The organism is Rhodanobacter panaciterrae (genome assembly GCF_014651895.1).
Classification (GTDB): Bacteria; Pseudomonadota; Gammaproteobacteria; order Xanthomonadales; family Rhodanobacteraceae; genus Rhodanobacter; species Rhodanobacter panaciterrae.
Window position 1 is genome coordinate 456,485 of sequence record NZ_BMXT01000002.1, and the last position, 25,493, is coordinate 481,977.

The 25,493-nt window shown below is 64.4% G+C and carries 16 protein-coding genes; 5 read left to right on the top strand and 11 right to left on the bottom strand.

The window, feature by feature from the left end; genetic code table 11:
• Positions 1-103 precede the first annotated feature (103 nt).
• Entirely contained in the window at positions 104-4,558 is a 4,455-nt protein-coding gene (gene gltB, locus IE071_RS11505) for a glutamate synthase large subunit (protein ID WP_189441339.1), read from the bottom strand.
• A gap of 218 nt (positions 4,559-4,776) precedes the next feature.
• On the bottom strand, positions 4,777-7,590 hold the full coding sequence (locus IE071_RS11510; protein WP_189441340.1) for a TonB-dependent receptor plug domain-containing protein: 2,814 nt from the start codon (positions 7,588-7,590) through the stop codon (positions 4,777-4,779).
• 488 nt (positions 7,591-8,078) lie between these two features.
• Here IE071_RS11510 and IE071_RS11515 point away from each other — a divergent pair, with 488 nt between their 5' ends.
• Both IE071_RS11515 and IE071_RS11520 read left to right on the top strand, forming a co-directional pair.
• Positions 8,079-9,308 (top strand): murein hydrolase activator EnvC family protein, encoded by a 1,230-nt coding sequence (locus IE071_RS11515; RefSeq protein ID WP_189441341.1) that lies wholly within the window; start codon positions 8,079-8,081, stop codon positions 9,306-9,308.
• Between the two features lie 131 nt (positions 9,309-9,439).
• Positions 9,440-10,849, top strand: a complete 1,410-nt coding sequence (locus IE071_RS11520; protein ID WP_189441342.1) for a S41 family peptidase — start codon at positions 9,440-9,442, stop codon at positions 10,847-10,849.
• A gap of 150 nt (positions 10,850-10,999) precedes the next feature.
• Here the strand turns inward: IE071_RS11520 and rpoH are convergent, their stop codons facing one another.
• The 6 genes from rpoH to rhlB form a co-directional block, all read right to left on the bottom strand.
• Complete coding sequence (gene rpoH / locus IE071_RS11525) at positions 11,000-11,863, bottom strand: RNA polymerase sigma factor RpoH (RefSeq protein ID WP_189441343.1); 864 nt, start codon at positions 11,861-11,863, stop codon at positions 11,000-11,002.
• 173 nt (positions 11,864-12,036) lie between these two features.
• Positions 12,037-12,771 carry a uracil-DNA glycosylase gene (gene ung / locus IE071_RS11530; protein WP_189441344.1) on the bottom strand — a complete coding sequence of 245 codons (735 nt, stop codon included), beginning with the start codon at positions 12,769-12,771 and terminating at the stop codon, positions 12,037-12,039.
• Entirely contained in the window at positions 12,768-13,610 is an 843-nt protein-coding gene (locus IE071_RS11535; RefSeq protein WP_189441345.1) for a response regulator, read from the bottom strand. The genes ung and IE071_RS11535 overlap by 4 nt, the downstream gene beginning before the upstream one ends.
• Before the next feature lie 137 nt (positions 13,611-13,747).
• Positions 13,748-14,731: a permease-like cell division protein FtsX gene (ftsX, locus tag IE071_RS11540; RefSeq protein WP_229792870.1), complete on the bottom strand. Its 984-nt coding sequence runs from the start codon at positions 14,729-14,731 to the stop codon at positions 13,748-13,750.
• A complete protein-coding gene (gene ftsE / locus IE071_RS11545; RefSeq protein WP_189441346.1) occupies positions 14,728-15,405 on the bottom strand; it encodes a cell division ATP-binding protein FtsE in 678 nt (225 codons plus the stop codon). The genes ftsX and ftsE overlap by 4 nt, the downstream gene beginning before the upstream one ends.
• A 338-nt stretch (positions 15,406-15,743) precedes the next feature.
• On the bottom strand, positions 15,744-17,510 hold the full coding sequence (rhlB, locus tag IE071_RS11550; protein ID WP_189441347.1) for an ATP-dependent RNA helicase RhlB: 1,767 nt from the start codon (positions 17,508-17,510) through the stop codon (positions 15,744-15,746).
• Positions 17,511-17,901: 391 nt separating this feature from the next.
• Between rhlB and trxA the strand changes: the two genes are divergently transcribed.
• From trxA to IE071_RS11565, 3 genes are all read left to right on the top strand, one after another.
• Positions 17,902-18,228, top strand: a complete 327-nt coding sequence (gene trxA / locus IE071_RS11555) for a thioredoxin TrxA (protein WP_077515629.1) — start codon at positions 17,902-17,904, stop codon at positions 18,226-18,228.
• A gap of 206 nt (positions 18,229-18,434) precedes the next feature.
• Positions 18,435-20,282 carry a transcription termination factor Rho gene (rho, locus tag IE071_RS11560; RefSeq protein WP_189441804.1) on the top strand — a complete coding sequence of 616 codons (1,848 nt, stop codon included), beginning with the start codon at positions 18,435-18,437 and terminating at the stop codon, positions 20,280-20,282.
• 158 nt (positions 20,283-20,440) lie between these two features.
• Complete coding sequence (locus tag IE071_RS11565) at positions 20,441-21,808, top strand: glutamate--cysteine ligase (protein ID WP_189441348.1); 1,368 nt, start codon at positions 20,441-20,443, stop codon at positions 21,806-21,808.
• A gap of 98 nt (positions 21,809-21,906) precedes the next feature.
• Here IE071_RS11565 and pyrC read toward each other — a convergent pair whose 3' ends face one another.
• The 3 genes from pyrC to hemB form a co-directional block, all read right to left on the bottom strand.
• Complete coding sequence (gene pyrC, locus IE071_RS11570) at positions 21,907-22,959, bottom strand: dihydroorotase (protein WP_189441349.1); 1,053 nt, start codon at positions 22,957-22,959, stop codon at positions 21,907-21,909.
• A gap of 781 nt (positions 22,960-23,740) precedes the next feature.
• On the bottom strand, positions 23,741-24,403 hold the full coding sequence (locus IE071_RS11575) for a hypothetical protein (RefSeq protein WP_189441350.1): 663 nt from the start codon (positions 24,401-24,403) through the stop codon (positions 23,741-23,743).
• 52 nt (positions 24,404-24,455) lie between these two features.
• Positions 24,456-25,448 carry a porphobilinogen synthase gene (hemB, locus tag IE071_RS11580; protein ID WP_189441351.1) on the bottom strand — a complete coding sequence of 331 codons (993 nt, stop codon included), beginning with the start codon at positions 25,446-25,448 and terminating at the stop codon, positions 24,456-24,458.
• Positions 25,449-25,493 lie beyond the last annotated feature (45 nt).

Here is a 25,493-nt window from a genome sequence, read left to right on the forward strand (position 1 = left end):
TTGGGGTGGGGTCCGCTTTTGATCTTCCCGCCAGCCCGAGCAACCCCCTCCCAACCTCCCCCTGCGAGCAGGGGGAGGAGCAGAGCGTGAGCAGCGCGAGCGCTCATGCCGCCCTCCGCAATTCGTCGGCCAGTGCGGCCAGGCTCGCCGCCTTCGGTTTGACCAGCCAGAAACGCTGAAGCAACCCCCGGAAATCGCTGAGCAGATGCCGTGCCCAGGCACTGCCGGTGAGTTCGGCGTGACGCGCGATCAAACCGCGCAGATGCTGCATGTAATGCTCCATGCCTTCCGGCGAGATGCGCACGATGTCGACCAACTCGTGGTTGTAGCAATCGACGAAGGCGCGCTCGAGATCGAGCACATAGGCAAACCCGCCGGTCATGCCCGCACCGAAGTTCAGCCCGCACGAACCAAGCACGGCGACCACGCCACCGGTCATGTATTCGCAGCAGTGGTCGCCGGCGCCTTCGATCACCGCCAGCGCGCCGGAGTTGCGCACGCCGAAGCGCTCGCCTGCGCGGCCCGCCGCAAACAGTTCGCCGCCGGTGGCGCCATACAGGCAGGTATTGCCGAGGATCGAGGCGTCCTGGCTGGCGAACGGCGACTCCGGCGATGGCCGTACCAGGATGCGGCCACCGGTCATGCCCTTGCCGACACCGTCGTTCGCTTCGCCGGTCAGCTCGATCTGCACACCGCCGGCATTCCATGCGCCCAGGCTTTGCCCGGCACTGCCTTCCAGTTGCAGCGTGATCGGTTCAAGCATGCCGTGATCGCCCCAGCGCCGTGCCACGTCGCCGGACAGGCGCGCACCGATCGCGCGATCGGTATTCGCGATCGCATAGCGGAACGTGCCGCCGCTACCCAGCTCGACCAGTGGCGCCGCATCGACGGCAATGCGCGTGGCCAGCGCGGCTTCATCGCGCATGGGATTGCGTGGCAATGTGCAGGCGCTGTCCACCTCGACGCTCAAGCCGTCCTCGGCAATCAGTCGCGACAGGTCGAGCTGCTTCTGCACCGGCGTGCTGCCCTCGGCCTGGCTCAGCAGATCGCTGCGGCCGACCAGTTCGCCCAGGCTGCGCACACCCAGCTGCGCCAGATGGCCGCGCACATCTTCGGCGACGAAACGGAAGTAGTTCATCACCATCTCGGGCAGCCCGATGAAGTACTCCTTGCGCAATACCTCGTTCTGCGTGGCCACGCCGGTGGCGCAGTTGTTGAGGTGACAGATGCGCAGGTACTTGCAGCCCAGCGCCACCATCGGGCCGGTGCCGAAGCCGAAGCTCTCGGCGCCAAGCATCGCCGCCTTGATCACGTCGAGGCCGGTCTTCAGGCCACCATCGGTCTGCAGCCGCACGCGCCCGCGCAGGCCGTTGCGACGCAGCGTTTGCTGTGCTTCGGCCACACCGAGTTCCCACGGCGTACCGGCGTACTTGATCGAGGTGAGCGGGCTGGCACCGGTGCCACCATCGTGACCGGAGATCGTGATCAGGTCCGCGCCGGCCTTGACCACGCCAGCGGCGACCGTGCCTACGCCAGCATGCGAGACCAGCTTCACCGAGATCAGCGCGGTCGGGTTCACTTCCTTGAGGTCGTGAATCAGCTGCGCCAGATCCTCGATCGAATAGATGTCGTGATGCGGCGGTGGCGAGATCAGGCCAATGCCGGGCTTGGCGTAGCGCAGTCGCGCGATGGTGGCGTCCACCTTGTGGCCAGGCAGCTGGCCTCCCTCGCCGGGCTTCGCGCCCTGCGCGATCTTGATCTGCAGCACCTCGGCGTTGATCAGGTATTCGGCCGTAACGCCGAAGCGACCAGATGAAACCTGCTTGATCTTCGAGGTCTTCTCGGTGCCGTAGCGCGCCGGATCTTCGCCACCTTCGCCCGAATTGCTGCGACCGCCGAGCCGGTTCATCGCAATCGCCAGCGCCTCGTGCGCTTCCGGCGACAGCGCGCCGAGCGACATGCCGGCCGAATCGAAACGCTTGAGGATCGCCTCGACCGGCTCGACTTCGTCCAGCGCAATCGCGGCACGGGCCGCATGCGGCAACAACAGGTCGCGCAGCGCAGACGCTGGCCGCGCATCGACGTGCTGCGCGTAACGGCGATAGTCGTCCATCGAGCCGGTGCGCACGGCGGTCTGCAAGGTGTCGATCACGTCCGGGTTGTACATGTGGTATTCGCCGCCGTGGACGAATTTGTACAGACCGCCGGCACGCAGCGGCTGCGCCTCGTTCCACGCGTCGGCGGCGAGGAGTCGCTGGTCGTGCTCGAGGTCCGCGAATCCTGCACCGCCGACCCGCGACGGCGTGCCGGCAAAACACAACGCCACGACTTCGGGCGCCAGGCCGACGATCTCGAACAACTGCGCACCGCGGTAACCGGCGACCGTGGAGATGCCCATCTTCGACAGGATCTTCAGCAGTCCCTTGCGGATGCCACGGCGATAGCTGCGGCCGATCTCGCGCGGGGCGCCGTCGCCGCGCTTGATATGCCCATCACGACCCAGTTCGAACAGGCTCTGGTAGGCCAGCCACGGATAGATCGCGGTGGCGCCGAAACCGATCAGGCAGGCGAACTGGTGCGCGTCACGCGCGGTAGCGGTTTCCACCAGCAGGTTGCACTGGCAGCGCAGCCCGGTCTCGATCAGGTGGGCATGGACCGCGCCCACCGCCAGCAGCGCATGCGCCGGCAGCGTGTCCTTGTTCGGATAACGGTCGGTGATGAACACCATGCCGGCACCCGCGCGCACGCCTTGCTCCGCCTCGCGGCAGAAACGCCGCAGCGCCGCTTCCAGCGCTTCGCCGAGCGGATAACACAGATCGATCTGCACGGTGGCGTTGACGAACTGCGGCAACGCCAGCAACTGCCGCAACTTGCGCTGCGAACAGATCGGCGAATTGAGCAGGACCTGTTTCGCGTTGTCGGCCGACAGCTCGAATAGATTGCCCTCGCGACCAAACTGGGTCACCAGCGACATCACCAGTCGCTCGCGCAGCGGATCGATCGGCGGATTGGTGACCTGGGCAAAGCCTTCGCGGAAGCGATCGAACAGCGGCCGTATCTGGCGTGACATCGCCGCCATCGGGGTGTCGTCGCCCATCGCGCCGGTGGCTTCGGCTTCGGTTTCGGCAAGCACCTTGAGCACGCTCTCGCGCTCTTCGCGGCTCAAGCCATAGAGCTTCTGGCAACGACGCAATTCATTCGTCGGCAGCGGTTCGGCGGCGAGGCTGGGGTCGATCAGGTCTGATTCGAGATAGCTGACGCCAGCGCGCAACCAGTCGCGGAACGGTGCGCGACTGCGGTTGATTGCGTCGATGTCGGCGTCGTGCAGCAAGCGCCGTTCGGCGAAATCCACCGCCAGCATCTGGCCCGGTCCCAGCCGCCCCTTCGCCACCACGCGCGCCGGTGGCATGTCCCACAGGCCAGCTTCAGAGGCGACGATCAGGTGGTTGTCGTCGGACAGCGCCCAGCGCGCCGGGCGCAAGCCATTGCGGTCGAGCGTGCATACCGCATAGCGGCCGTCGCACATCACCAGCCCGGCCGGGCCGTCCCACGGTTCGCTGTGCAGCGCGTAGTACTCGTAGAAACCCGTGAGATCCTCGTCCAGATCCTCGCGCGCCGCATACGCCGGCGGCACCAGCACGCGCATCGCGGTGAGCATGTCGAGGCCGCCGGCCAGCAGCACTTCCAGCGCGTTGTCCAGACTCTCCGAGTCCGAACCGGTCTGGCGCACCAGCGGACCGATGTCGGTGAGGTCGACCAGCGGCGAACGCAGCACCGCCTCGCGCGCCTGCATCCAGCGACGGTTGCCACGGATGGTATTGATCTCGCCGTTGTGCGCGAGCAGGCGGAACGGCTGGGCCAGCCGCCACTGCGGCGTGGTGTTGGTGGAGAAGCGCTGGTGAAACACCACCGCATCGCTGACCAGTGCCGGATGCCGCAGGTCCGCGAAAACCTCACGCAGCCGGCCCGGCGCCGCCATTGCCTTGTAGCCGATCACCTGGGCGGAAAGACTCACCACGTAGAACTGCGGATCGTCCACCAGCGCCGTTTCGGCGCGACGACGCGCACGGAACAGCGCGCGCTCGAACGCGTCATCGTCCATCCCGGCCGCGGCATTCACGAACACCTGGCGCACGCGCGGACAGGTAGCGCTGGCGAGCGGGCCACAGGCTTCGGCGTCGATGGTCACGTCGCGCCAACCGGCCAGCGCCAACCCGGCTTCGAGCAGATGCCGCTCGAATTCGATCGCCGCCGCTTCGCCACCAGCCGGGTCGAGAAATACCAGGCCGGCGGCAAACCGCTCGGCCGGCATGATGCCGTCGGCGACGGCCAGCGCGCGCAGCCATTGCGCCGGTCGATGGATCAGCACGCCGCAGCCGTCACCGCTGATGCCATCGGCGTTCACGCCACCCCGATGGGAAAGCCTGGCCAGCGCGGCAAACGCCGTATCGACAACCCAGGCACTGGCATGGCCATCAATCTGCGCGACCAGACCAAAGCCGCAGCTGTCGTGCTCGAAAGCCTCGTCGTAAAGCGTTGTTGCGCCAATACCTGCCATCGAGCCCACCCAGTCGGATTGCCAGTCGCATGCGAGTTCCCCAACGCATACGCAAGAGTTTCTGCTCGACTAGAACACAAATGTTGCGATGCGTCAAAATATTTGTTTGGACGGCTATACTTCCAGTTGAAACCTTTTTCATGCCACGCGACCGGCAACACGAAATACGGCGCGGCGGTTGCCCGCCGCGCCGCCTCACCCCGGCCAGACTTCAACGCTTACAGCTTGACCTTCACGCCGACATTGAAAAAGCGCCCGACGATGCCCGCCTGCCCGTACGTCGGGTTGTAGTTGATCGCGGCGTAGTTGATCGGATCAAACGGCGGCTTGCGATCGAACAGGTTGAGCACCGCACCGTAGACCGAGACATGATCGTTGATGTCGTAATTGCCGGTCAGATCGAAGTCGGTGAATGACGGCATCCGGCAGCTCGCCGGGAAGTTGTTGCCGGTGTCGGAGTTGATCGAGATGCAGCCCGGCCCCTGATCCGCCGCGGTCATTTCCAGGCCACTGGTGTAATACAGCGTACCGGTCAGCGTGGCCTTGCCGTAGTTGATGCTGTTCGACCACGATCCGCGGATGCGCGGCGTACCCGCGCCGGACGAAAGCGCGTAAGGGCCTTGGGTACCAACGAATTGCTGCTGCGTACCATCCTGCAACAGCAGCTTCCAGGTGAAGATCTCGGTACCGCTGAGCTCGCTGGTCCAGTGCATGCCATTGCTGAAATCGAACCTGCCGATCAGGTCGACGTCGACACCCTTGGTGCGCAGTGAGTTCTCGTTGAGGTAGCCGGCCGCGACGACCAGCGGCCGCGGCAACGCGTTCGGGAACTGCGGATCGGGAAGGTCCGGCGTGATGGTGACGCCGGCCGGCAGCGGCTGCCCGGCGTAGTACGCATCCAGCGCGGCACGTGCATCGCCGCCCGTGATGACACCGGTCTTCTTGATGTCGTAGTAGTCCACCGAGGCGCTCAACTCCTTGATCGGCTGGTACACCAGGCCGAACGTGAAACTGCGCGCCTTCTCCGGCTTGATCGCAGGATTGGCCGCCGACAGCAGCTCTACCGCAAACGGTTTCACGTAGCCGTCGTTGCCATGGGCGGCGGCGAAGTCGGCCGGTGGCGGACGGACGACGAAGCCACCGGATGCGCTCGATCCGTTTTCGGCGAAGCCCGGCGCACGGAAGCCCTTGGAATAGGTGCCGCGGACCGCCAGCGTCTCGAACGGTTTCCACTTGAAGCCGACTTTCGGCGAGAAGTTGCCGCCGACATCGGAGTAGTGGTCGTAGCGCCCGGATACATCGACTTCAAGCGACTGCAGCAACGGCGCATCCAGCTCCGCATAGACGCCGCCGACCGTGCGCCGGCCGATTGTGTGAGCCGTGCCGAGACCTTGTGCCGCACCGCCCGGATTCAGCTCGCCGTCGTGCTGTGCCTCGTACCGCCATTCGCCACCGAGGGCCAGGCCCAGCGAACCGCCGGAAAGATCCATCAGCGGACGCGATGCATGGAAGTCGACCGAGTCCAGATCGGTGGTCGAGATCTTGCTGAGCGTTGGTACCAGCGCCTGCAGCGTCGCCGCCGAATTCTTCGACGGATCGATGAAGTTGTAGGTGCCGTTGGTGACGTCCTCGATCAGCTGGTTGTAGTTGAGGAAGCCGAAGTTGCTGACGTTGAGCCAAGTGTGGTTGACCACCACGCCGGCGTCATAGTCCCACTCGCCCCACACACCATTGACGCCGCCAGCGACGCGGACATTGTGGTTCTTCAGATCGGCCGAACCGGCAAACAGATTCGGGAACGCGTAGTTGATCAGCGCGTACTGCCCCTGCGCCGCGAACGGGTTGTTCGGGTTGAGCGAGCCATCCGGCAGCGTCGGCGGCAGTGCCAGCGCATTGGTGTTGTGGGGCGTGCCCGAGTTGATCTGGGTCGGCGCGGCAAGCACCGATACTTCATTCTGGTAATAGCTCGCGCCCAGATACGCCTGGGTGGTGGCGTTGAGCTTGACCGTGAAACGGCCATACACATTGGCCCGCTCCGTCTCCGGCTGGACGGCCAGATAGTTGACGAAATTCTGCAGGCAATAGCTGCCCGGATTCTGCGGATCATTGGTCACCAGCGTGGTGCCCTGACCGCACGGCACCAGCGGTTGCGCCACACCATCGGCGACACCGCTGGTGAGATCACCCGGCGTGTTGAGGTGACCCGGCGTCACCGTGCCGTAGATCGAGCCGCTGGGCGCCGAGGGTTGGCCGCCATTGCCGTTGACGCCGCCGATCGAGCGCAGGTCCAGCGTGTTGAACGGGAAGCTGCGATCACGATTCATGATCGCGTTGTCCTTCTGGTATTCGACGCTGAGATAGGCGTTGTGACCGTCCTTGTCCAGATCGCCGCCGCCCAGGATGCCGGTGAACCGGCGGGTGAACCCGCCGCCATGCTGCGACGTGCCGACCTCGGCGGTGGCCTCGCCGCCCTTGTAGCTGTGCTTCAGGATCACGTTGACCACGCCGGCGATCGCATCGGCGCCATAGAGCGAGGATGCGCCGTCCTTCAGCACCTCGATGCGCTCGATCGCATTGACCGGAATCGTGTTGAGGTCGACGAAGGAGCGCTGGCCATCGTCCGCCAGCGCATAGTTCGCGCTGCGCTGGCCGTCGATCAGCACCAGGGTCGAATTGACCGTGAGGCCGCGCAACGCCACGCCGGCCGAACCCGCCGCGAAACCCGCGGTGAACGCATTCGGGATCGAACCGCTATTGTCGGCGGAAACCGCACGGATCACGTCGGAAACGGTCTTCAGGCCGCTGCGCTCGATCTGCACCGCGGTGATTACGGTGACCGGTGACGGCGTCTCCAGATCGACCCGCGGGATCGCGGAGCCGGTGACGGTGATGGTCTGCAATTGCTTGGCCGGCTGCGCTGGCGCCGGGTTCTGCGTGGTATCGGGAGATGCTGGGGCAGTCTGGGCAAGGATGGTTGCTGTCGGGGTCAACAACAAACCAGCCAACGCACAAGCGAGCTTGTTCGGTTTCATTGACTTGTCCTCCTTGTGGGCGGCAACGCGCTCGGCGTCGAGGAGGAGATACGTCTTGTCTTGATGACCACCAGAACGGGAGCGAGGGGAGTTGCCGAGGACAGGTTTTCACTTTCGCGACGCATTCTCAAGTGCCTTTTCACGCAACATGACTTACGACACATCACCTCGCACATGGCATGCTAAATGCCGATAATTAATTTTCAAATTCAATTACTTATGAAACTTCATATAAATCATCAAATAGACGTCTATACATCCATTCAGTAGTATCATTTGAAGTCCTGCTCAACATCTCGAAAATTGCCTCGACCGACAGGGAAAGCTCGATGCGCAGCGGCCGTCGATATCTAACCCGGCAACGGAATGCCAGCCCACGGATCGCGGTTGCCTGCCAGCGGAGGCCCCTCACCCAGGCGATGCCTTGAACTTCGACCCTGCGTCGGCAGCCCCTCGCCGCAGCCGCCGCTCTCAGGGATAATCGACCGATGCATCCACTCGCCCGCCTTGTTCGTTCGTCCGTCCGCGGCCTGCTGGCTCTTGCCTTGCTGGCGAGTACCGCCACCACCGTGGCAGCACCGGGCGGCCAGAGCCGCGAGCAGCAGGCCGAAGCGAAGAAGCAACTCGCCGACATACGCAGCAAACTGGATGCGCTGGCCAAGCAGCAGGCGGAAACGGCCGAGCGCCGCGACAGCGTCAATGCCGAACTCGCCAGACAGGCCACCGCACTATCCGGCGCAGCGCGCGCCGTGCGCGACACCAATACGGCGATTGCCGCCAAGCAAACCGATCTCGACCATCTGCAGCAGCAGCGCAACGAACTTCAGCAGCATCTGCACGACCAGCGCGCCGCGATTGCCGATCTGCTGCGCGCCACCTACGCGCTCGGCCACGGCTCGGATCTGCGCCTGCTGCTGGGCGACGAAGACGTGGCGCGCATCTCGCGTGCGCTGGTCTACTCGAAATACTTCCAGCAGGACCGCGTACAGCGGGTACAGCAGCTGATGACCGACCTGGCCAAGCTGCAGGAGCTGGAAAACACGATCACCAGCGAGCAACAGGCGTTGCAGGCCACCAAGGCGCAGCGTGAGCAGCAGGCCAAGACGCTGGCCCAGCAACGCGCTGCGCAGCAGAAACTGGCAGCCGAGACCGATGCGCAATACAAGGACCAGGCGGAGCGGCTGGCCGCGCTTAAGCAGAACGCGCAATCGCTCAACACCCTGGTCGACAAGCTGCAGAAGGTGATCGACGAGGCGGCGCGCGAAGCCGCCGCCCGCGAGGCCGCCGCGCGTGCCGCCGCCAGCAAGCACCCCGGCCACAAGCTGCCACCGCCATCAGTCGAGGTCGGCAGCGCCAGCGCCAATATCCGCGGCAACCTGCCATGGCCGGCCAGCGGCGATGTCCACAGCTACGGCAGCGGCGTGCTGATCAAGGCCAGCGGCGGCAGCGAAATCCATGCGGTCGCCCGCGGCCGGGTGATCTACGCCGGCTTCCTGCGCGGTTACGGCATGCTGCTGATCGTCAACCACGGCAACGGCTGGATGAGCATGTATGGCAACAACGAGACCATGCTGCACGGCGTCGGCGATCAGGTCGATGCCGGCGAGGCGATCGGTACCGCCAGCGCGCCCACCGGGGTCAATACCGGCGTGTATTTCGAACTGCGCCAAGGCGGCCAGCCGGTCGATCCGCGCAGCTGGCTGAGCCAGCGCCGTTGACGCAGTCGCCACGGCGTCGCAGGCTAGGCTCGTGTTTTTGATGAATTACTCCGGCGTTCGGTTGTCTCACGCTTTGTCTTTCTCCCGTCGCGTTCCGGCGCGATGTCTGCCCGTTGCACGGAGTCGCCCGCATGCGTTTCCCCACCCGTAACCCAACCGCCGGTCTGACTGCCTTGCTGCTGGCCGCTCCACTGCTGCTGACGGTGCCGCACGCACACGCGCAGAGCACACCGACCGACAGCACCAGCGTGGCCGCACCCGCGCCGCCGGTCGACCTGCCGGCCACCGACAGCCATGCCAGCGCACCGGCCAGCGCCAGCTCCAGCAGCGACCAGGTCAGCCTGGACGACATCCGCAATTTCAGCCGGGTGTACGAGGTGGTGCGTCAGGCCTATGTGGAAAAGGTCGACAACAAGACCCTGATGAAGGCCGCGATCACCGGCATGCTCAGCGGACTCGATCCGCACAGCGAATACCTGGACAAGGACGGCCTGACTCAGCTCAGCGAGGACACTACCGGCGAATACAGCGGCCTCGGCATCGAGGTGCTGCAGGTTGATGGTGGCTTGCGCATCGTGTCGCCGATCGACGACACGCCGGCCGCCCGCGCCGGCATCAAGGCCGGCGACAGCATCGTCAAGATCAACGGCACCCTGATCGATCCCGGGAATGTCGACGAGATGTTCAAGCAGCTGCGCGGCAAACCCGGCAGCAAGATCGAGCTGACCATCGTTCACGACAAGAGCGACAAGCTGATCGACCTGCATCTGGTGCGTGAGAACATCGCGGTCAGCAGCGTCAAGGTACGCGAGCTGGAACCCGGCTACGCCTACCTGCGGATCAGCCAGTTCCAGGAAGACACGGCCAGCGATCTGGATCGGAAACTCGGCGAGCTGATCAAGAAGAACGGTGCGCAGAAGGGCGCCGTGCTGGATCTGCGCAACAACCCCGGCGGCCTGCTTACCGCCGCCGTCGGCGTCAGCGACGCCTTCCTCGACTCCGGCATCATCGTCACCACCCGCGGCCGGCTGCAGGACGCCAACATGAGTTTCAGTGCCCACCCCGGCGACCAGCTCAACGGCGCGCCGATGATCGTGCTGACCAACAACGGCACCGCCTCGGCCGCCGAGATCGTCTCCGGTGCATTGAAGGACAACCGCCGCGCGCTGATCATGGGCCAGCGCACCTTCGGCAAGGGCGTGGTGCAGACCGTGTTGCCGCTGGACGCCGAGCATGCGGTGAAGATCACTACCGCGCGCTACTACACCCCGAACGGCACCTCGATCCAGGCCGAAGGCATCAAGCCCGACATCGCGCTGGCCGACCTCACCGTCAACAAGGCCGATAGCGGGCCGGTGCTGATCAGCTCCGAAGCCGACCTGCCGAATCATCTGGCCAACGAGAACGCCAAGACCGGCACCGACATCAACGACGATGGCAGCGCTGCCGATGGCAAACTGGCCGCCAGCGACTACGCGTTGTCGCAGGCATTGAACGTGCTGAAGGGCATGGCGCTGCGTCAGAGCCCTGCCCGCCGCTGATGCGCGCCAAAAGCACGCGGCGAGCTTGCCGCGTCTGCGTTTATGTCCCGAGCGAATGGATCAAGCTCGCCGGATACTTCGGATGAGTCTCTGCCGACATGCAAACGGCCCCTTTCGGGGCCGTTTGCGATGACAACCATGAAGGCTTGATCAGGCCGTGGCGAACAGGCCGCGCATCTTCTTCATCGCGTTCGCTTCGACCTGACGGATGCGTTCAGCGGAAACGCCGTACTCATCGGCCAGATCCTGCAACGTAGCCTTGTTGTCGTCATCCAGCCAGCGGCGCTGGATGATGTCACGCGAACGCTTGTCCAGATGGCTCAACGCATCGGTCAGCGTCTGCATCTGGTTGTCGGCGTAGTCCTCGTCGGACACGTTCTCGTACGGGTCGGCGCCATCGTCGATCAGGAACGCCGCCGGTGCCGGCTTGGCATCGTCGTCGGCATCCGCCGGCGCTTCGAAGCCGATGTCGCGACCGGACAGACGCGACTCCATCTCGCGCACGGTCGCCTCGGGCACGCCCAGATCCTTGGCCACCGTGCTCACTTCGGCCGCGTTCATCCAGCCCAGGCGCTTCTTGCTCTTGCGCAGGTTGAAGAACAGCTTGCGCTGCGCCTTGGTGGTGGCGACTTTGACGATGCGCCAGTTCTTGAGGATGAACTCGTGCATCTCGGCGCGGATCCAGTGCACCGCAAAGCTGACCAGACGCACGCCCTGATCCGGGTCGAACCGCTTCACGGCCTTCATCAGGCCGATATTGCCTTCCTGGATCAGGTCGGCCAGCTGCAGGCCGTAACCGCTGTAGCCACGCGCCACATGCACCACGAAACGCAGATGCGACATCACCAGCTTCTTGGCGGCGCCCAAGTTGGCTTCTTCGAGATAGTCGCGCGACAGCGCCTGCTCTTCTTCCGAGCTAAGCACCGGGATCCGATGGACCGCGGAAATGTAGGCATCCAGACTGCCGACAACGCTCGGCAGCGGGAAGTTGGCGGTCACCAAGGCTTGAGACATGGGTGGAACCTCCTGAATGACATCAAAGTTTAGCACTCGGGTCATTGGAGTGCTAAACCCTGGATTGGTTCAGCACGGCTTGACCCCGTGCTTTAATGAACCGAATAGTATAGATATTTATCGCTCTTGTCCAGCGCCCCAAGCGCATCGACATGAGGGTCGCCAGGCGGCATTCAAGCAGGCGTGAAACCGGCCTGCAGCACGGCGCGCGGCGGCAGCGACCAGTCGATTGGCGCGTGGCCGCAGGCTTCGAGATAGTGATTGGCGGCGGAGAAATGGCCGCAGCCGATGAAACCGCGGTGCGCCGACAGCGGCGACGGATGCACCGAAGTCAGCACGCAGTGGCGACTGGTGTCGATCAGCTGGCCCTTGCGCTGGGCGTACGAACCCCACAGCAGGAAGACCAGGCCTTCGCGTTCGCGGTTGAGCGCGTCGATCGCCGCATTAGTGAAGCCTTCCCAGCCTTTGCCCTGATGCGCACCGGCGCGGCCGTCTTCCACGGTCAGCACACTGTTGAGCAACAGCGCGCCGCGATCGGCCCACGGCGTGAGGCAGCCATGATCGGGCCGCGCGATACCGAGGTCACGCTGGATTTCCTTGAAGATGTTTTCCAGCGATGGCGGCACCCGTACGCCGGGACGCACCGAGAAGCACAGACCGTGCGCCTGGCCGGGTCCGTGATACGGATCCTGACCCAGGATCACCACCCGCACCGCATCGAACGGCGTGTGCTCGAATGCCGCGAAGATTTCAGGGCCGGGCGGATAGATCCGTTTGCCCGCATGTTTCTCCGCACGCAGGAACGTCGACAGCGCCTGCATCTCCGGGCGCTGCAGATAGTCGCCGATGCGCGCCTTCCACGACGGCTCCAGCCGGATCCTTTCCGGAATGATCCGCTCGTCGCTCATGCCACTTTCGCGCGCTCACGCAGATGTTGTGCCACGCGCAACTGGAACAGCAGCTTGGTGATCAGCAGTTTTTCCTCGACCGGCTTCTCGACCAGGTCGTTCGCGCCGGCACGGATCAACGCGGCCTGATTGGCCGGGTTCTCATCACCGGTCATCACCAGCACCGGCAAGCGGCCCTTGCCGTAGCCGAACTCGCCACGGATGTGCTTGAGCAGGTCGCCGCCGGTCAGCTCACCCTTCAGACTGACATCGGTCAACACCACGTCGGCGCCGATCCAACCCAGCGCGCGATCCGTTTCCAGCAGGGCCAGCGCATCCTCCACGCTGACTACGTGACGCACCGTAAGACCGATCTTCTCCAGCATGCGCCGGGTCGCCAAGGCCACCACGCGGCTGTCCTCGACGTACAGCACGGTGCCCTCCGCCGTGGTCTGCGCACTGACATAGCCACGGATGAACTCGGCCAGCGCCTGGAAGCCCAGCGCCTTGTCGAAATAATCGGTGACGTGCTCGCCGAGCGAGCGTCGGTGCAGGCGATCCTCGACATCGCCGGACACCACCACGATCGGCACGTAGATCTGCGGCGCCGACTCGCGCACGAACTTCGCCAGCTCCAGCCCGTCCATGTCAGGCAGGCGCAGCGCGATGGTGATGAAATCGAACACGCCTTCGCCGAGCACCTGCTGCGCATCGGCACCGCTGCCGCAGCCGACTACCTCCACGCCGGGCAGCTCGGCCTGCAGCACACGGGTAATCAACTGGCGCACCACACGCGAGCCATCGACCACCAGCACACGCGGCGCTTCGGTGAGCAGACGACTGCTGATATTCGTACTCATGCCTTAGCTCATCCACCTGACCCGCGGCGATCCTTGCCGATGAACCTGCGGCCGCGCCCCTGCGCCCGCCTCCATGCAAATAGTGCACTGACCGCCGCGTCGATCGCTGCGATTCGCATCACCTTCGACAAAACCGATCAACCCAACTTGCGCAATTGCCAGGCACTGACCAGCCGTGCACCCAGCCAGCCCAGTACCGCCGCCGCCAGTGGCACCGCCAGCAACAGCCACAACGGCAGGCCACCTACATGCAGCTTGCCATCATAAGCCTGGCTCAACTGCGCCACCGGCCCGGCCAGCGCGAATTCGATCAGCACCGCCAGCAACGCGGCGAGGATGCCGCTGAACAGGCCATACCAGATCCCAGCATACAGATACGGCCGGCGCACGAACGCATTGCTGGCGCCGACCAGCAACAGCACGCCGATCTCCTCGCTGCGACTGGCGATATCCACCCGCACCGTATTGCCGACCACCAGCAAGGCTGCCAGCGCCAGCAACGAAGCCAGCACCAGCACGACACGATTGCCGACACCGAGCAGCGCATCCAGCCGCTGGCGCCAGCTGCCGCTGTCCTGCACCAGCTCGACGCTGCGCATCGTGCGCACATCGGCCACCAGCTGTTCGAGCGCGCTGGCAGTTACCTCGGCGCGCGGCTGCAGCTGCAGCACATAGGGCAGCGGGTTGTCGTCCAGCGTCTGCACGGCGCCGGAGAAGCCCTGCATTTTCGCCAGCTCATCCATGCCTTGCTGCGGCGTCTTCACGACGACCGCTGCCACCTCGGGCCGATCGCCCAACTGTTTGGCCAGCAGCTGCGCCTGCTGTTCGTTCTGCCCGGGCTGCATGAACACGCTGATCGCCTGACTCTGGCCCAAGGCATCGCCGAGCTTCTGCACATTGCCCAGCAACAGGTAGAACGCCAGCGGCAACGCCAGCGCCAGACCCATCACCGCGATGGTAAGCAGACTACCGAGCGGGCGTGAGGCGAGCCGGCGCAGACTGGCCGCCGCGCTCCAGCCGTGATGCTCCCGCCAGTTGCCGAGGCGGCGGCCGCGAGTGTGCTCGTTACGCGGCGGCGCATCGGGCGTGGTCGTGTGGAGGATTTCGGGCGGCGTGTTCACAGCACCTCCTGCGCAGCCAGATCGGCCACCAGCCGGCCATGATCGAGCACGATCACCCGCTTCTTCATGCGCTTGATCAGCGGCAGATCGTGACTGGCGACCAGCACGGTGGTGCCGACCTGCTGAAACTCGCCGAACAGACCCATGATCTCCACCGCCAGTTGCGGATCGAGGTTGCCGGTCGGTTCGTCGGCGATCAGCAAGGTCGGCCGCGCCACGATCGCACGGGCAATGCCGACGCGTTGCTGCTCGCCGGCAGACAGGGTGTCCGGCAGCTGGCGTTCGTAGGCAAGCAGGCCGACTTTCTCCAACGCTGCGCGTACACGCCTGGCGCGCTCGGGCTTGGCGATGCCGCCGATCACCAGCGGCAGTTCGACGTTGGCGAATACCGTGCGTTCCATCAGCAGCCGGTGATCCTGGAACACCATGCCGATTTGGCGACGCCACTTCGGAATGCCGCTGCGACGGATCTTCGCGAGGCTTTTGCCGTCCATGCTGATCGAACCCTGCGAGGGTCGTTCGATCAGACCCAGCAACTTGAGCAGGGTGCTCTTGCCGGCGCCGGAGTGCCCGGTGATGAAGGCCATCTCGCCGGTCGGCACCTCGAACGAAAGCTGCGAGAGCGCCTCATGGCCGCTCTCGTAGCGCTTGCTGACTTGATCAAAATGGATCACCGGTTATCCCCGAGCCTGCGTGCCGTCGTATCAGCGCCAAGGATAAGGGAAGCCGGGCGAGTTAGCTCCCTCTCCCCGGAGGGGAGAGGGCCGGGGTGAGGGGTCAATCTTGCGACAAGCCAGCAATGAAACGCTCTTCTTTGATGCGGTGCTGCCGCGAGCACCCGCCCCTCATCCGCCCTTACTCGCGTCATCCATGACGCTCGCCCTTCGGGCCAGCTTCGCTGTTCCACAGGCGCTTCCTGCGCTTGCAGGTCGGGCACCTTCCTCGCTCCTCAATGCCGTCGCCATCCATGGCGACTCCCCGCGTACTCCCCAGTGGGGAGAAGGGACAGAGATCAGCGCCCAGTGAACAGCCGGGTCAGCCGGCGGAACAAGCCGGGCTTCTTCGCGTGAGCATGCTCGCCCGTCTTGCCGGAGGTTACCGCGACCTGTCGCGACGGCCGGTTGTGGGGGGTGCTGCCGGTGGACTCTGTCGTGTTGCGCTCGCGCGGCGGGCGACGCTCACCACGCGGCGCTCGGTTGCCTTCGGCCACAGCGGCAGTGTGGCCAGTCGTCTCGACACCGTCGGTCGGTGCACCTTCGCGACGGCGATTGCGACCACCACGACGACGACGCGGCTTGCGTGCGCCTTCGTCGGTGATGCTGCCATCACCGGTCGGCGCTGCCTCGGTCTTGTGCACAGCCACGGCAACCGGCTTCTCGGTCGCAACGGCGACACCGCCGTCGACGACGGGCACGAACGGCTTGCGTTCGCGCGGCGGACGCGGAGAACCGGTACGACCGGCGCCACTGCGCTCGCCACTACGACTCGCACCACCACCCGAACGGCGCGGCTTCTCGCCGGGACGCGGCGCCACCACGTCGCCGAACGCGGCGCTGTCAGCGGCAGCGTTCGCGGCGAATTCGGCGTCGACCTCGCGCGGCTTCGGCATGATCAGCAGCTCCGGATCCATCGACGCTACCGGGATGCTCTGGCCGATATACGTCTCGATCTCCGGCAGCGACATCGCATACAGGTCGCAGGCGAAGCTGATCGCGTCACCTTCGGCACCGAGGCGCGCGGTACGGCCGATGCGGTGCACGTAATCCTCGGCCTCGTGCGGCAGGTCGTAGTTGAAGACGTGGCTGACCGCGGGAATGTGCAGGCCGCGCGCGGCCACATCGGTGGCCACCAGGATGTCGAGCTGGCCTTCCTGGAAACGCTGCAGCAGCTTCTGCCGCTTCAGCTGCGGCACGTCGCCGGAGATCGCGCCGACACGGCAGCCGTGACGCTTGACCCGCTCGGTGATGCGCTCGGCGGCGGCCTTGGTGTTGACGAAGATGATGCTGCGGCTCGGCTTGGTGCGATCGAGCAGGTTCAGCAGCAGCGGCATCTTCTCTTCCTTGGCCGGGAAGTAGACCAGCTGGCGCACCTTGTCGGCGGTGACGTTGTCGCTCTCCACCACCAGCTTCTCGGCGTTGTGCATGTGCTCGTAGGCCAGCTCCAGCACGCGATGGCTCAGCGTGGCGGAGAACAGCAGCACCTGGCGCTGCTCGCGTGGCGGCAGGCGACGGAAGATGAAGCGCACGTCCTTGATGAAGCCGAGATCGAACATGCGATCGGCCTCGTCGATCACCATCACCTCGACGCTGTTGAGGCTGAACACGCCCTGCTTGTGGTAGTCGAGCATGCGGCCGGGTGTGGCGATGATGATGTCGCAGCCGTCTTTCAATTGCTGGCGCTGCTTGTCGTAATCGACGCCGCCGTAGATCAGCGCGCTGCGCAGGCCGGTGTGGCGGCCGATCGCCTTGGCGTCCTTCTCGATCTGGATTGCCAGCTCGCGGGTCGGCGCGATGATCAAGGCGCGCGGGTCGCTGTCCTTGCGGTCGGCCACGGCTGGCGTGGTCAGCAGGCGATTCATCAGCGCGACCAGGAACGCACAGGTCTTGCCGGTGCCGGTCTGCGCCTGGCCGGCGACATCGCGCCCGGCCAGCGCCAGCGGCAAGGTCATTTCCTGGATCGGTGTGCAGCGGGTGAAACCGCTGTCGTCCAGGCCTTGCTGCAACAGCGGGTGAAGATCGAAATTGGCGAAGAAAGTGTCGGTGAGTACGGTTTGTGACATATGCGGAATGAAAACCTTGCCAGACGGCGGCGGGATGCGCTGTGCCGCTTCAGACGCCAAAGGTCGGCGGAGGGCGGTGCAGGACGGGTGCGCGGTGCGCAGCGAAGCGGCTCAATAGTCAGGGTCAACAAGGTCGCGCCGCGGCTGGCGACGCCGTATTTGCCGGCGGTCTGACGAGCAGCTGTGCAAGCCGCCCTTGAATCGTGCCCGGAGTTGCGCTGGAATGAAGACTTGCCGCCATGGCATCTCTCGTTCCTGCCCAACCCGCGCTTCGTGGGCGCCTGAGTGTAGCTGATGACGGCCTCGCGGTCGCTATCTCCTTGTTTTCCCGCGTTTGCCACCCCACTTTTACTTACCCGCACGTTTTGCGCCCCAGCCACGGAGATCCCCGGTGAGCGACCTGATTACCCATGTGAATGATGACGCCTTCGACGAGCAGGTGCTCAAGTCCGAAACCCCTGTGCTGCTGGATTTCTGGGCGGAATGGTGCGGCCCGTGCAAGGCCATCGCGCCGATGCTCGATGAGCTGGCCGTGCAGTACGAAGGCAAGCTGCGCATCGTCAAGGTCAATATCGACCAGAACCAGCAGACCCCGCGGGCCTATGGCGTGCGCGGCATCCCGACCCTGATGGTGTTCAAGAACGGCAAGGTCGAGGCGACCCAGATCGGCGCCGTCAGCAAGGGCCAGCTGACCCAGATGATCGACAAGGCCATCTGATCCACTGTTGCAAACCCGCTGCATGAGCCGGCTCGGCTGAGTACGGCCGGCTCACGAGGCTTTACGCCGATGTGCAGCGGGTGCTAGATTCAACGCGTCCGTCGGGACAGTCCTGTCCCCTTGCGCCTTCCGCGCGACGCACACCCTCCCTCCTGTAATTCAACGGCGCCCTGCGAGGATTGCCCGTGTCCGATACCGATAACAACATGCCAAACGACGCCAAGAGCGCCGATACCAAGCCTGTGTCCGAAGGCAAGCCCGAGCCGCGCCCGCGCGCGCCGCGCCGCACGGCGGCAGCGATCGCCGCGGCGAATGCGGAAAAGGTGGCGTCTGCCGACAGGCCGGCTGCTGCTCCCGCACCGGCCGAACGCGCGGCGCCCGCACCATCGGCGCCTGCCGCCACGCCACCGGCTCCGTCGATGACGCCACCGTCATACAGCGAGGCACCGCCACCGCGAGCCACGCAGGAACCGCGCGAGTCGAATCCGCCACAAGGCCAGGATCAGGCGCAGAACCAGAATCAGGGTCAAGGCCAGAACCAGGGTCAGAACCAAGGCCAAGGTCAGAATCCGAACCAGGCCCAGGGTCAAAACCAGGGCCAGAACCCGAACCAGGGTCAGAACAACCCCAACAATGGTCCCCGCGAAGGTCGCGACGGCCGCGGCCGGCGCCGGCGCAACGAGCGTGGTGGCAATCCCAATCCGCAGCAGCCACGCCCGCAACATCAGCGCCCCAACCCGAACGGCCTGCCGGTGGATGACGACAACGCCGATCCCGGCAGCAACGACCGGGTGATCAACCTCACCGAGCTGAAGCGCAAGAACGCGATCCAGCTGCTGGAATTCGCCGAGTCGCTCGGCGTGTACGAAGGCGTCGCCCGCGCGCGCAAGCAGGACGTGATCTTCAACGTACTCAAGGCGCACGCCCGCTCCGGCGGCGGCATCTGGGCCGAAGGCGTGCTGGAAATCCTGCAGGACGGCTTCGGCTTCCTGCGCTCGGCCGACGAGTCCTACCTGGCCGGCCCGGACGACATCTATGTGTCGCCCAGCCAGATCCGCCGCTTCAACCTGCGCACCGGCGACTACATCACCGGCCGCGTGCGCCATCCGAAGGAAGGCGAGCGTTACTTCGCGATGCTGCGTGTCGACGACATCAACGGCGACCCGCCGGAAGCGTCGAAGAACAAGATGCTGTTCGAGAACCTCACCCCGCTGTTCCCGCGCAAGGCGTTCAAGCTCGAGCGCGGCAACGGTTCGAGCGAGGACATCACCGGCCGCATCCTCGATCTGATCGCACCGATCGGCAAGGGCCAGCGCGGCCTGATCGTCTCGCAGCCGAAGTCCGGCAAGACGATGATGCTGCAGAACATCGCGCAGGCGATCCAGTACAACCATCCCGAAGCGCATCTGATCATGCTGTTGATCGACGAGCGCCCGGAAGAAGTCACCGAGATTGCCCGCACCGTGCGCGCCGAGGTGATCTCCTCGACGTTCGACGAGCCGGCCGTGCGCCACGTGCAAGTCGCTGAGATGGTGATCGAGCGGGCAAAGCGCCTGGTCGAGCACAAGAAGGACGTGGTGATCCTGCTCGACTCGATCACCCGTCTGGCGCGCGCCTACAACACCGTAATCCCCAGCTCCGGCAAGGTACTCACCGGTGGTGTCGACGCCAACGCGCTGCAGCGCCCGAAGCGTTTCTTCGGCGCGGCGCGTAACGTGGAAGAAGGCGGCTCGCTGACCATCATCGCCACCGCGCTGACCGAAACCGGCAGCAAGATGGACGAGGTCATCTACGAAGAGTTCAAGGGCACCGGCAACATGGAAGTGCACCTGAGCCGCCGCATCTCCGAGAAGCGCGTCTACCCGGCGATCGACATCAACCGCTCCGGCACCCGCCGCGAAGACCTGCTGATCGAGCCGGACATGCTGGCCAAGATCTGGATCCTGCGCAAACTGCTGCACCCGATGGACGAACTCTCCGCGATGGAGTTCATGCTCGACAAGATGAAGAACACCAAGTCCAACGACGAGTTCTTCAATTCGATGAAGCGCTGATCGGCTCATCGATCTGCGTCGAAACGGGGCCTGCGGGCCCCGTTTTCTTGCCTGCCGTACGAATCTGCACCGCCACGTACAATTATTTCCCGTTACCCCCTTTTCGTTGTCATGCAACACCCCCATAGTGACTCGCTCAACCAGCGAGGACGTTGCCCGTGTCCATACCCAGTGCCGTCAAGAGCACCCCGATCCGGGACCGCCAGCAGTTAACTGACTACCTCGCCGCGGGCGAGAAGCCGCGCGAGGCGTGGCGCATCGGCACCGAACACGAGAAGTTCGGCTTCCTCACCGACACTTTGCGTCCGCCCACCTTCGAAGGTGACCGCGGCATCAAGCTGCTGCTGGAAACCATTGCCACCCGCTATGGCTGGGATGTAGCCCGCGAAGGCGAGAATCCGGTAGCCCTGTCGCGCGACAAGGCCTCGATCACGCTGGAGCCGGCCGGCCAGCTGGAGTTGTCCGGCGCGCCGCTGGAGACGATCCACCAGACCTGTTGCGAGGTGAACTCGCATCTGGAGGAAGTCCGCTCGATCGCCGACGGCATGGGCCTCGGCTTTCTCGGCATGGGCTTCCAGCCGAAGTGGCGCCGCGACGAGATGCCGTGGATGCCGAAGGGCCGCTACAAGATCATGCGCGAATACATGCCCAAGGTCGGTTCGCTCGGCCTGGACATGATGACGCGCACCTGCACCGTGCAGGTGAACCTGGATTTCTCCAGCGAAGCGGACATGATCAAGAAGTTTCGCGTGAGCCTGGCGCTGCAGCCGATCGCCACCGCGTTGTTCGCCGATTCGCCGTTTACCGAAGGACGTCCAAACGGCTATCTGTCGTATCGCTCGCACATCTGGACCGATACCGACCCGCACCGAACAGGGATGCTGGACTTCGTGTTCGCCGATGGCTTCGGTTACGAACGCTATGTCGACTACATCCTCGACGTGCCGATGTACTTCAGCTTCCAGGACGGCAAGTACATCGATCTCGCCGGGCAGGACTTCAAGAAGTTCATGGCCGGCGAACTGCCGATGCTGCCCGGCGCCAAGGCGAACATGAAGGACTTCGCCGACCACCTCACCACCGCGTTCCCCGAAGTGCGGCTGAAGCAGTATCTGGAAATGCGCGGCGCCGACGGCGGCCCGTGGAACCGGCTATGCGCGCTGCCGGCGTTCTGGGTCGGCCTGCTGTATGACGACGAAGCGTTGGATGCCGCGTGGGATCTGGTCAAAGACTTCAGCCGCGAGGAACGCCATGCACTGCGCGACGGTGTGCCGAAGCATGCGCTGAAGCTGCCGTTCCGCAACGGCACTGTGCGCGACCTCGCCGAGGAAGCGTTGAAGATCGCCGGCAACGGCCTGCGGCGGCGCGCGCGCCTCAACAGGAACGGCGCCGACGAAAGCATCTTCCTGGAACCGATGATCGAGATCGTGCAGGCCAACCAGACACCGGCCGAACGCAAGCTGGAACTGTTCCATAGCGCGTGGAACGGCAGCGTCGATCCGGTGTTCCGCGAGTTCGCCTACTGATTCATTGCGTCTAGACAGACGTTTATCCCCTCCCCTGCTTGCAGGGGAGGGCTAGGGCGGGGTCGCTCTTGGTGCCTGCTCTTTTCGATTCCGCTCGATCAGACTGGTGCCAACTCAGCGATCGACCACGCCACCGACTCGCCCGCCCGCATTGGCTTGCAGGTAGATCCAGCCAGCGGATATTCACTCGGCACCGTCCATGACGTGCGCTCAAGCGCAATGCGATCCTCGTTCCGCGGCAAACGGTAAAAGTCCGGACCATGGAAGCTGGCAAACGCCTCCAGCCGATCCAGGCTGCCCGCCTGCTCGAACGCTTCGGCATACAGCTCCAGCGCCGCATGCGCGGTGTACAGCCCCGCGCAGCCGCAGTCAGCTTCCTTCGCCTCGCGCGGATGCGGCGCACTGTCCGTGCCGAGGAAGAAGTGCGGATCGCCGCTGGTAGCCGCCTGCAGCAGGGCAGCGCGATGCGTCTCGCGCTTGAGGATCGGCGCGCAGTAGTTATGCGGACGGATGCCACCCTCGAACAGCGCGTTGCGATTGAGCAGCAGATGATGCGCAGTGATCGTGGCCGCCACATTGGCCGGAGCGCCGCGGACGAACTCGACTGCATCACGGGTGGTGATGTGCTCCAGCACCATGCGCAAGGCCGGGAATCTGGCCTGCAGCGGCAGCAGGTGGCGCTCGATGAAAACGCGCTCGCGATCGAAGATGTCGATGTCCGGATCGGTGACCTCGCCATGCAGCAGCAAGGGCAGATCGTGCCGCTCCATCGCCTCGATCACGCGATACACACGTGACAGCTCGCGCACACCGGATTGTGAATTGGTGGTGGCACCGGCGGGGTAATACTTGACCGCAAACACGCTGTCGCTGTCCTTGGCACGGGCGATCTCCTCGGCTGGGGTGTCCTCGGTGAGGTACAGCGTCATCAGCGGCTGGAAGCGCATGCCCGTCGGCAGACTCGCCAGAATCCGTCGCCGATAGTCTTCCGCCTGCGCGACCGTCGTCACCGGCGGCTTCAGGTTCGGCATCACGATGGCGCGCGCAAAGCGCTGCGCGGTGTGGCCGATCACCGAGGCCAGCGTGTCCCCATCGCGAAGGTGCAGGTGCCAGTCGTCGGGGCGGGTGATTTCAAGGCGCGTGGGTGTCATGGGGTGGGGACTCGGGTTTGCGATCTGAGATGGCAATGGTATCTCGCGGGCACGGCCCGTTTGTCCGCTGTGATGGATCGTCATGAAAAGCAGAGCTTTCACCCTCCTTCGGAGGGCGAGGTACTTCTCTTTTGCTTGTCCAAAAGAGAAGTACCCAAGAGAAAACGACACCCCGCTTACGCGCCTTGCGGGCACCCCTGCCCGCAAGGTCCGCGGTCGGGTTGCGGGGTTTGTCGACAGTCCATCCATGGACTGACGCCAAACTGGTTCGCATCCCTGCGAACCACCCTGCGGGCTTTTCCTCCACCCGCCCGCCGCTTCAGAGGGGCCCCGGGTAGAGCGACGCGCATCCTGCGCGTACTTTTCAGAAGAGCCAGATCAAGAGTATGGCAAGAGCAGAGCAACGCTCTGCTCTTGCCATGGCTTTGCTTTTCGGCTCTTCACCGAGTGCGGGCCACGATGGCCCGCTGCTCTACCGGGGCCCCTGTGCGGCGGTGAGTCGGGGACGACAGGCCCGTAGGGGAGTCGACAGGGATGTCGACTCCTTTTCGCCAGGACAGGAGTCCTGTCGAAAAGCCCGGCCCCGGCTCACGAACTTGCCGGGCAGGATGCCCGGCAAGCGCCAAGCGGGGTGGCCTTTCTCTTTGGTTAGCTTTCTCTTTGGCCACGCAAAGAGAAAGTAACTCGGGCGCCAAAGGCGCACGAAAGCTCTTGCTTCTGCAAGGCACCAAGACGCGTCCGGAACTAAACCAACCCCGATATCCATTTTGCGCTTGAGTGGCTATCCACCCACGATCATCAAGCAGGGCTGCCTTCGCAAATCACCCGATCTGTCCAGCAGGAGGCACTGCGCATGCACGCCATCGAACAGACCATCACGGGACACGTAGTGAACTGAAAAAACCAGATCACCAGATGTTGTCCAACGGACATCGCCCGGTGCACCGCGAAGGGAATGCATTCGTGTCGCAACTACAGCGCCATCGTTGCGTTTCTCTATGCGAAAGATGGCACCCGCGCTTTGCCCCATATGCGCCAATCCAGTAAATACGACCACTCCGAAAGGCATCCTCACGATGCCATGCACATTACGCTGTAGTACCGGATGCACCGTACCGCTAGCGTCACGGAAAACCAGCTCTCCACCCCACTCGCCGCGATCAGCACCGAGCAGTTCACCGTCAAACGCTGCAAAAGTGTACTCAGCGTTCTGGAGGAAGCGGTGGACATGCGTGCCGGTCTCGTCAAGCCCGATCGTTTCGGCGGGATAACCCAGAATGGACGCAGCACCTGCTGGAGCGGAGGCCGCTATCCCGTGCGTGACTTCGGGCCCACGCACGTGGACCACTACGCGATCCCAGAGTGCGAACCCCGCGCAAAGGCAGAACGCGGCGAACAGTAGCGCGGCAAACGAGACTTTCAGGTTTTTTTCGTGACCTACCATGGCAGCCCCGCATCATCGTCTTTGAATACATCCCGCTATCTGAAAAACCGAATCACTCCCCGCGCAACCACGTCGCCGCATCAATCGCGTAATAAGTAAGGATCGCATCCGCCCCCGCCCGCTTCATCGCCGTCAGCGACTCCAACACCACCGCCTTCTCATCCAGCCACCCATTCTGCGACGCCGCCTTCAGCATCGCGTACTCGCCGCTGACCTGATACACGAAGGTCGGCACGCCGAACGCATCCTTCACCCGGCGCACGATGTCCAGATACGGCAGGCCCGGCTTCACCATCACCGCGTCGGCGCCTTCGGCGATGTCCAGTTCGACTTCATGCAGCGCTTCGTCGCTGTTGGCGACGTCCATCTGGTAGGTGTGCTTGTTGCCCTTGCCGAGGTTCGCCGACGAACCCACCGCATCGCGGAACGGGCCGTAGAACGCGGAGGCGTATTTCGCCGAGTAGGCGAGGATGCGCGTGTGGATGTGGCCGGCTTCTTCCAGCGCCTCGCGGATCGCGCCGATGCGGCCGTCCATCATGTCCGACGGCGCGACGAAATCCATGCCGGCCTCGGCCTGCGCCAGCGACATCTTGATCAACGCCTCGACGGTGGGCTCGTTCATCACGTAGCCGGCATCATCAATCAAGCCGTCCTGGCCGTGCGTGGTGTACGGATCGAGCGCGACATCGCCGATCAGGCCCAGCTCGGGATACTTCGCCTTCAGCGCGCGAGTGGCGCGCTGCATCAGGCCCTTCGGATTCCACGCCTCGGCGGCGTTCTCGCTCTTCACCGCCGAACCCGGCGACGGGAACAGCGCCAGCGCCGGAATGCCGAGCTTCACGCATTCGCCAGCCAGCTTCAGCAGCTCGTCGATCGACAGCCGGTCCACGCCCGGCATCGACGGCACCGCTTCGCGCTGGCCTTCGCCCTCGATCACGAACGCAACCATGATCAGGTCGCTCACCAGCAAGGTGTGCTCACGCATCAGCGCGCGGGAAAAGGCGTCGCGACGCATGCGGCGCATGCGGATGGCGGGGAAGCTCATGGCAGATCCTGACGGGTGATGTCCCGTCATTTTAGGCCACAACGC

Excerpts from the sequence above, each read along its gene's own strand:
- gltB (WP_189441339.1), bottom strand. The coding sequence starts at position 4,558 with ATGGCAGGTATTGGCGCAACAACGCTTTACGACGAGGCTTTCGAGCAC.
- IE071_RS11510 (WP_189441340.1), bottom strand. The coding sequence starts at position 7,590 with ATGAAACCGAACAAGCTCGCTTGTGCGTTGGCTGGTTTGTTGTTGACC.
- IE071_RS11515 (WP_189441341.1), top strand. The coding sequence starts at position 8,079 with ATGCATCCACTCGCCCGCCTTGTTCGTTCGTCCGTCCGCGGCCTGCTG.
- IE071_RS11520 (WP_189441342.1), top strand. The coding sequence starts at position 9,440 with ATGCGTTTCCCCACCCGTAACCCAACCGCCGGTCTGACTGCCTTGCTG.
- rpoH (WP_189441343.1), bottom strand. The coding sequence starts at position 11,863 with ATGTCTCAAGCCTTGGTGACCGCCAACTTCCCGCTGCCGAGCGTTGTC.
- ung (WP_189441344.1), bottom strand. The coding sequence starts at position 12,771 with ATGAGCGACGAGCGGATCATTCCGGAAAGGATCCGGCTGGAGCCGTCG.
- IE071_RS11535 (WP_189441345.1), bottom strand. The coding sequence starts at position 13,610 with ATGAGTACGAATATCAGCAGTCGTCTGCTCACCGAAGCGCCGCGTGTG.
- rhlB (WP_189441347.1), bottom strand. The coding sequence starts at position 17,510 with ATGTCACAAACCGTACTCACCGACACTTTCTTCGCCAATTTCGATCTT.
- rho (WP_189441804.1), top strand. The coding sequence starts at position 18,435 with ATGCCAAACGACGCCAAGAGCGCCGATACCAAGCCTGTGTCCGAAGGC.
- pyrC (WP_189441349.1), bottom strand. The coding sequence starts at position 22,959 with ATGACACCCACGCGCCTTGAAATCACCCGCCCCGACGACTGGCACCTG.
- IE071_RS11575 (WP_189441350.1), bottom strand. The coding sequence starts at position 24,403 with ATGGTAGGTCACGAAAAAAACCTGAAAGTCTCGTTTGCCGCGCTACTG.
- hemB (WP_189441351.1), bottom strand. The coding sequence starts at position 25,448 with ATGAGCTTCCCCGCCATCCGCATGCGCCGCATGCGTCGCGACGCCTTT.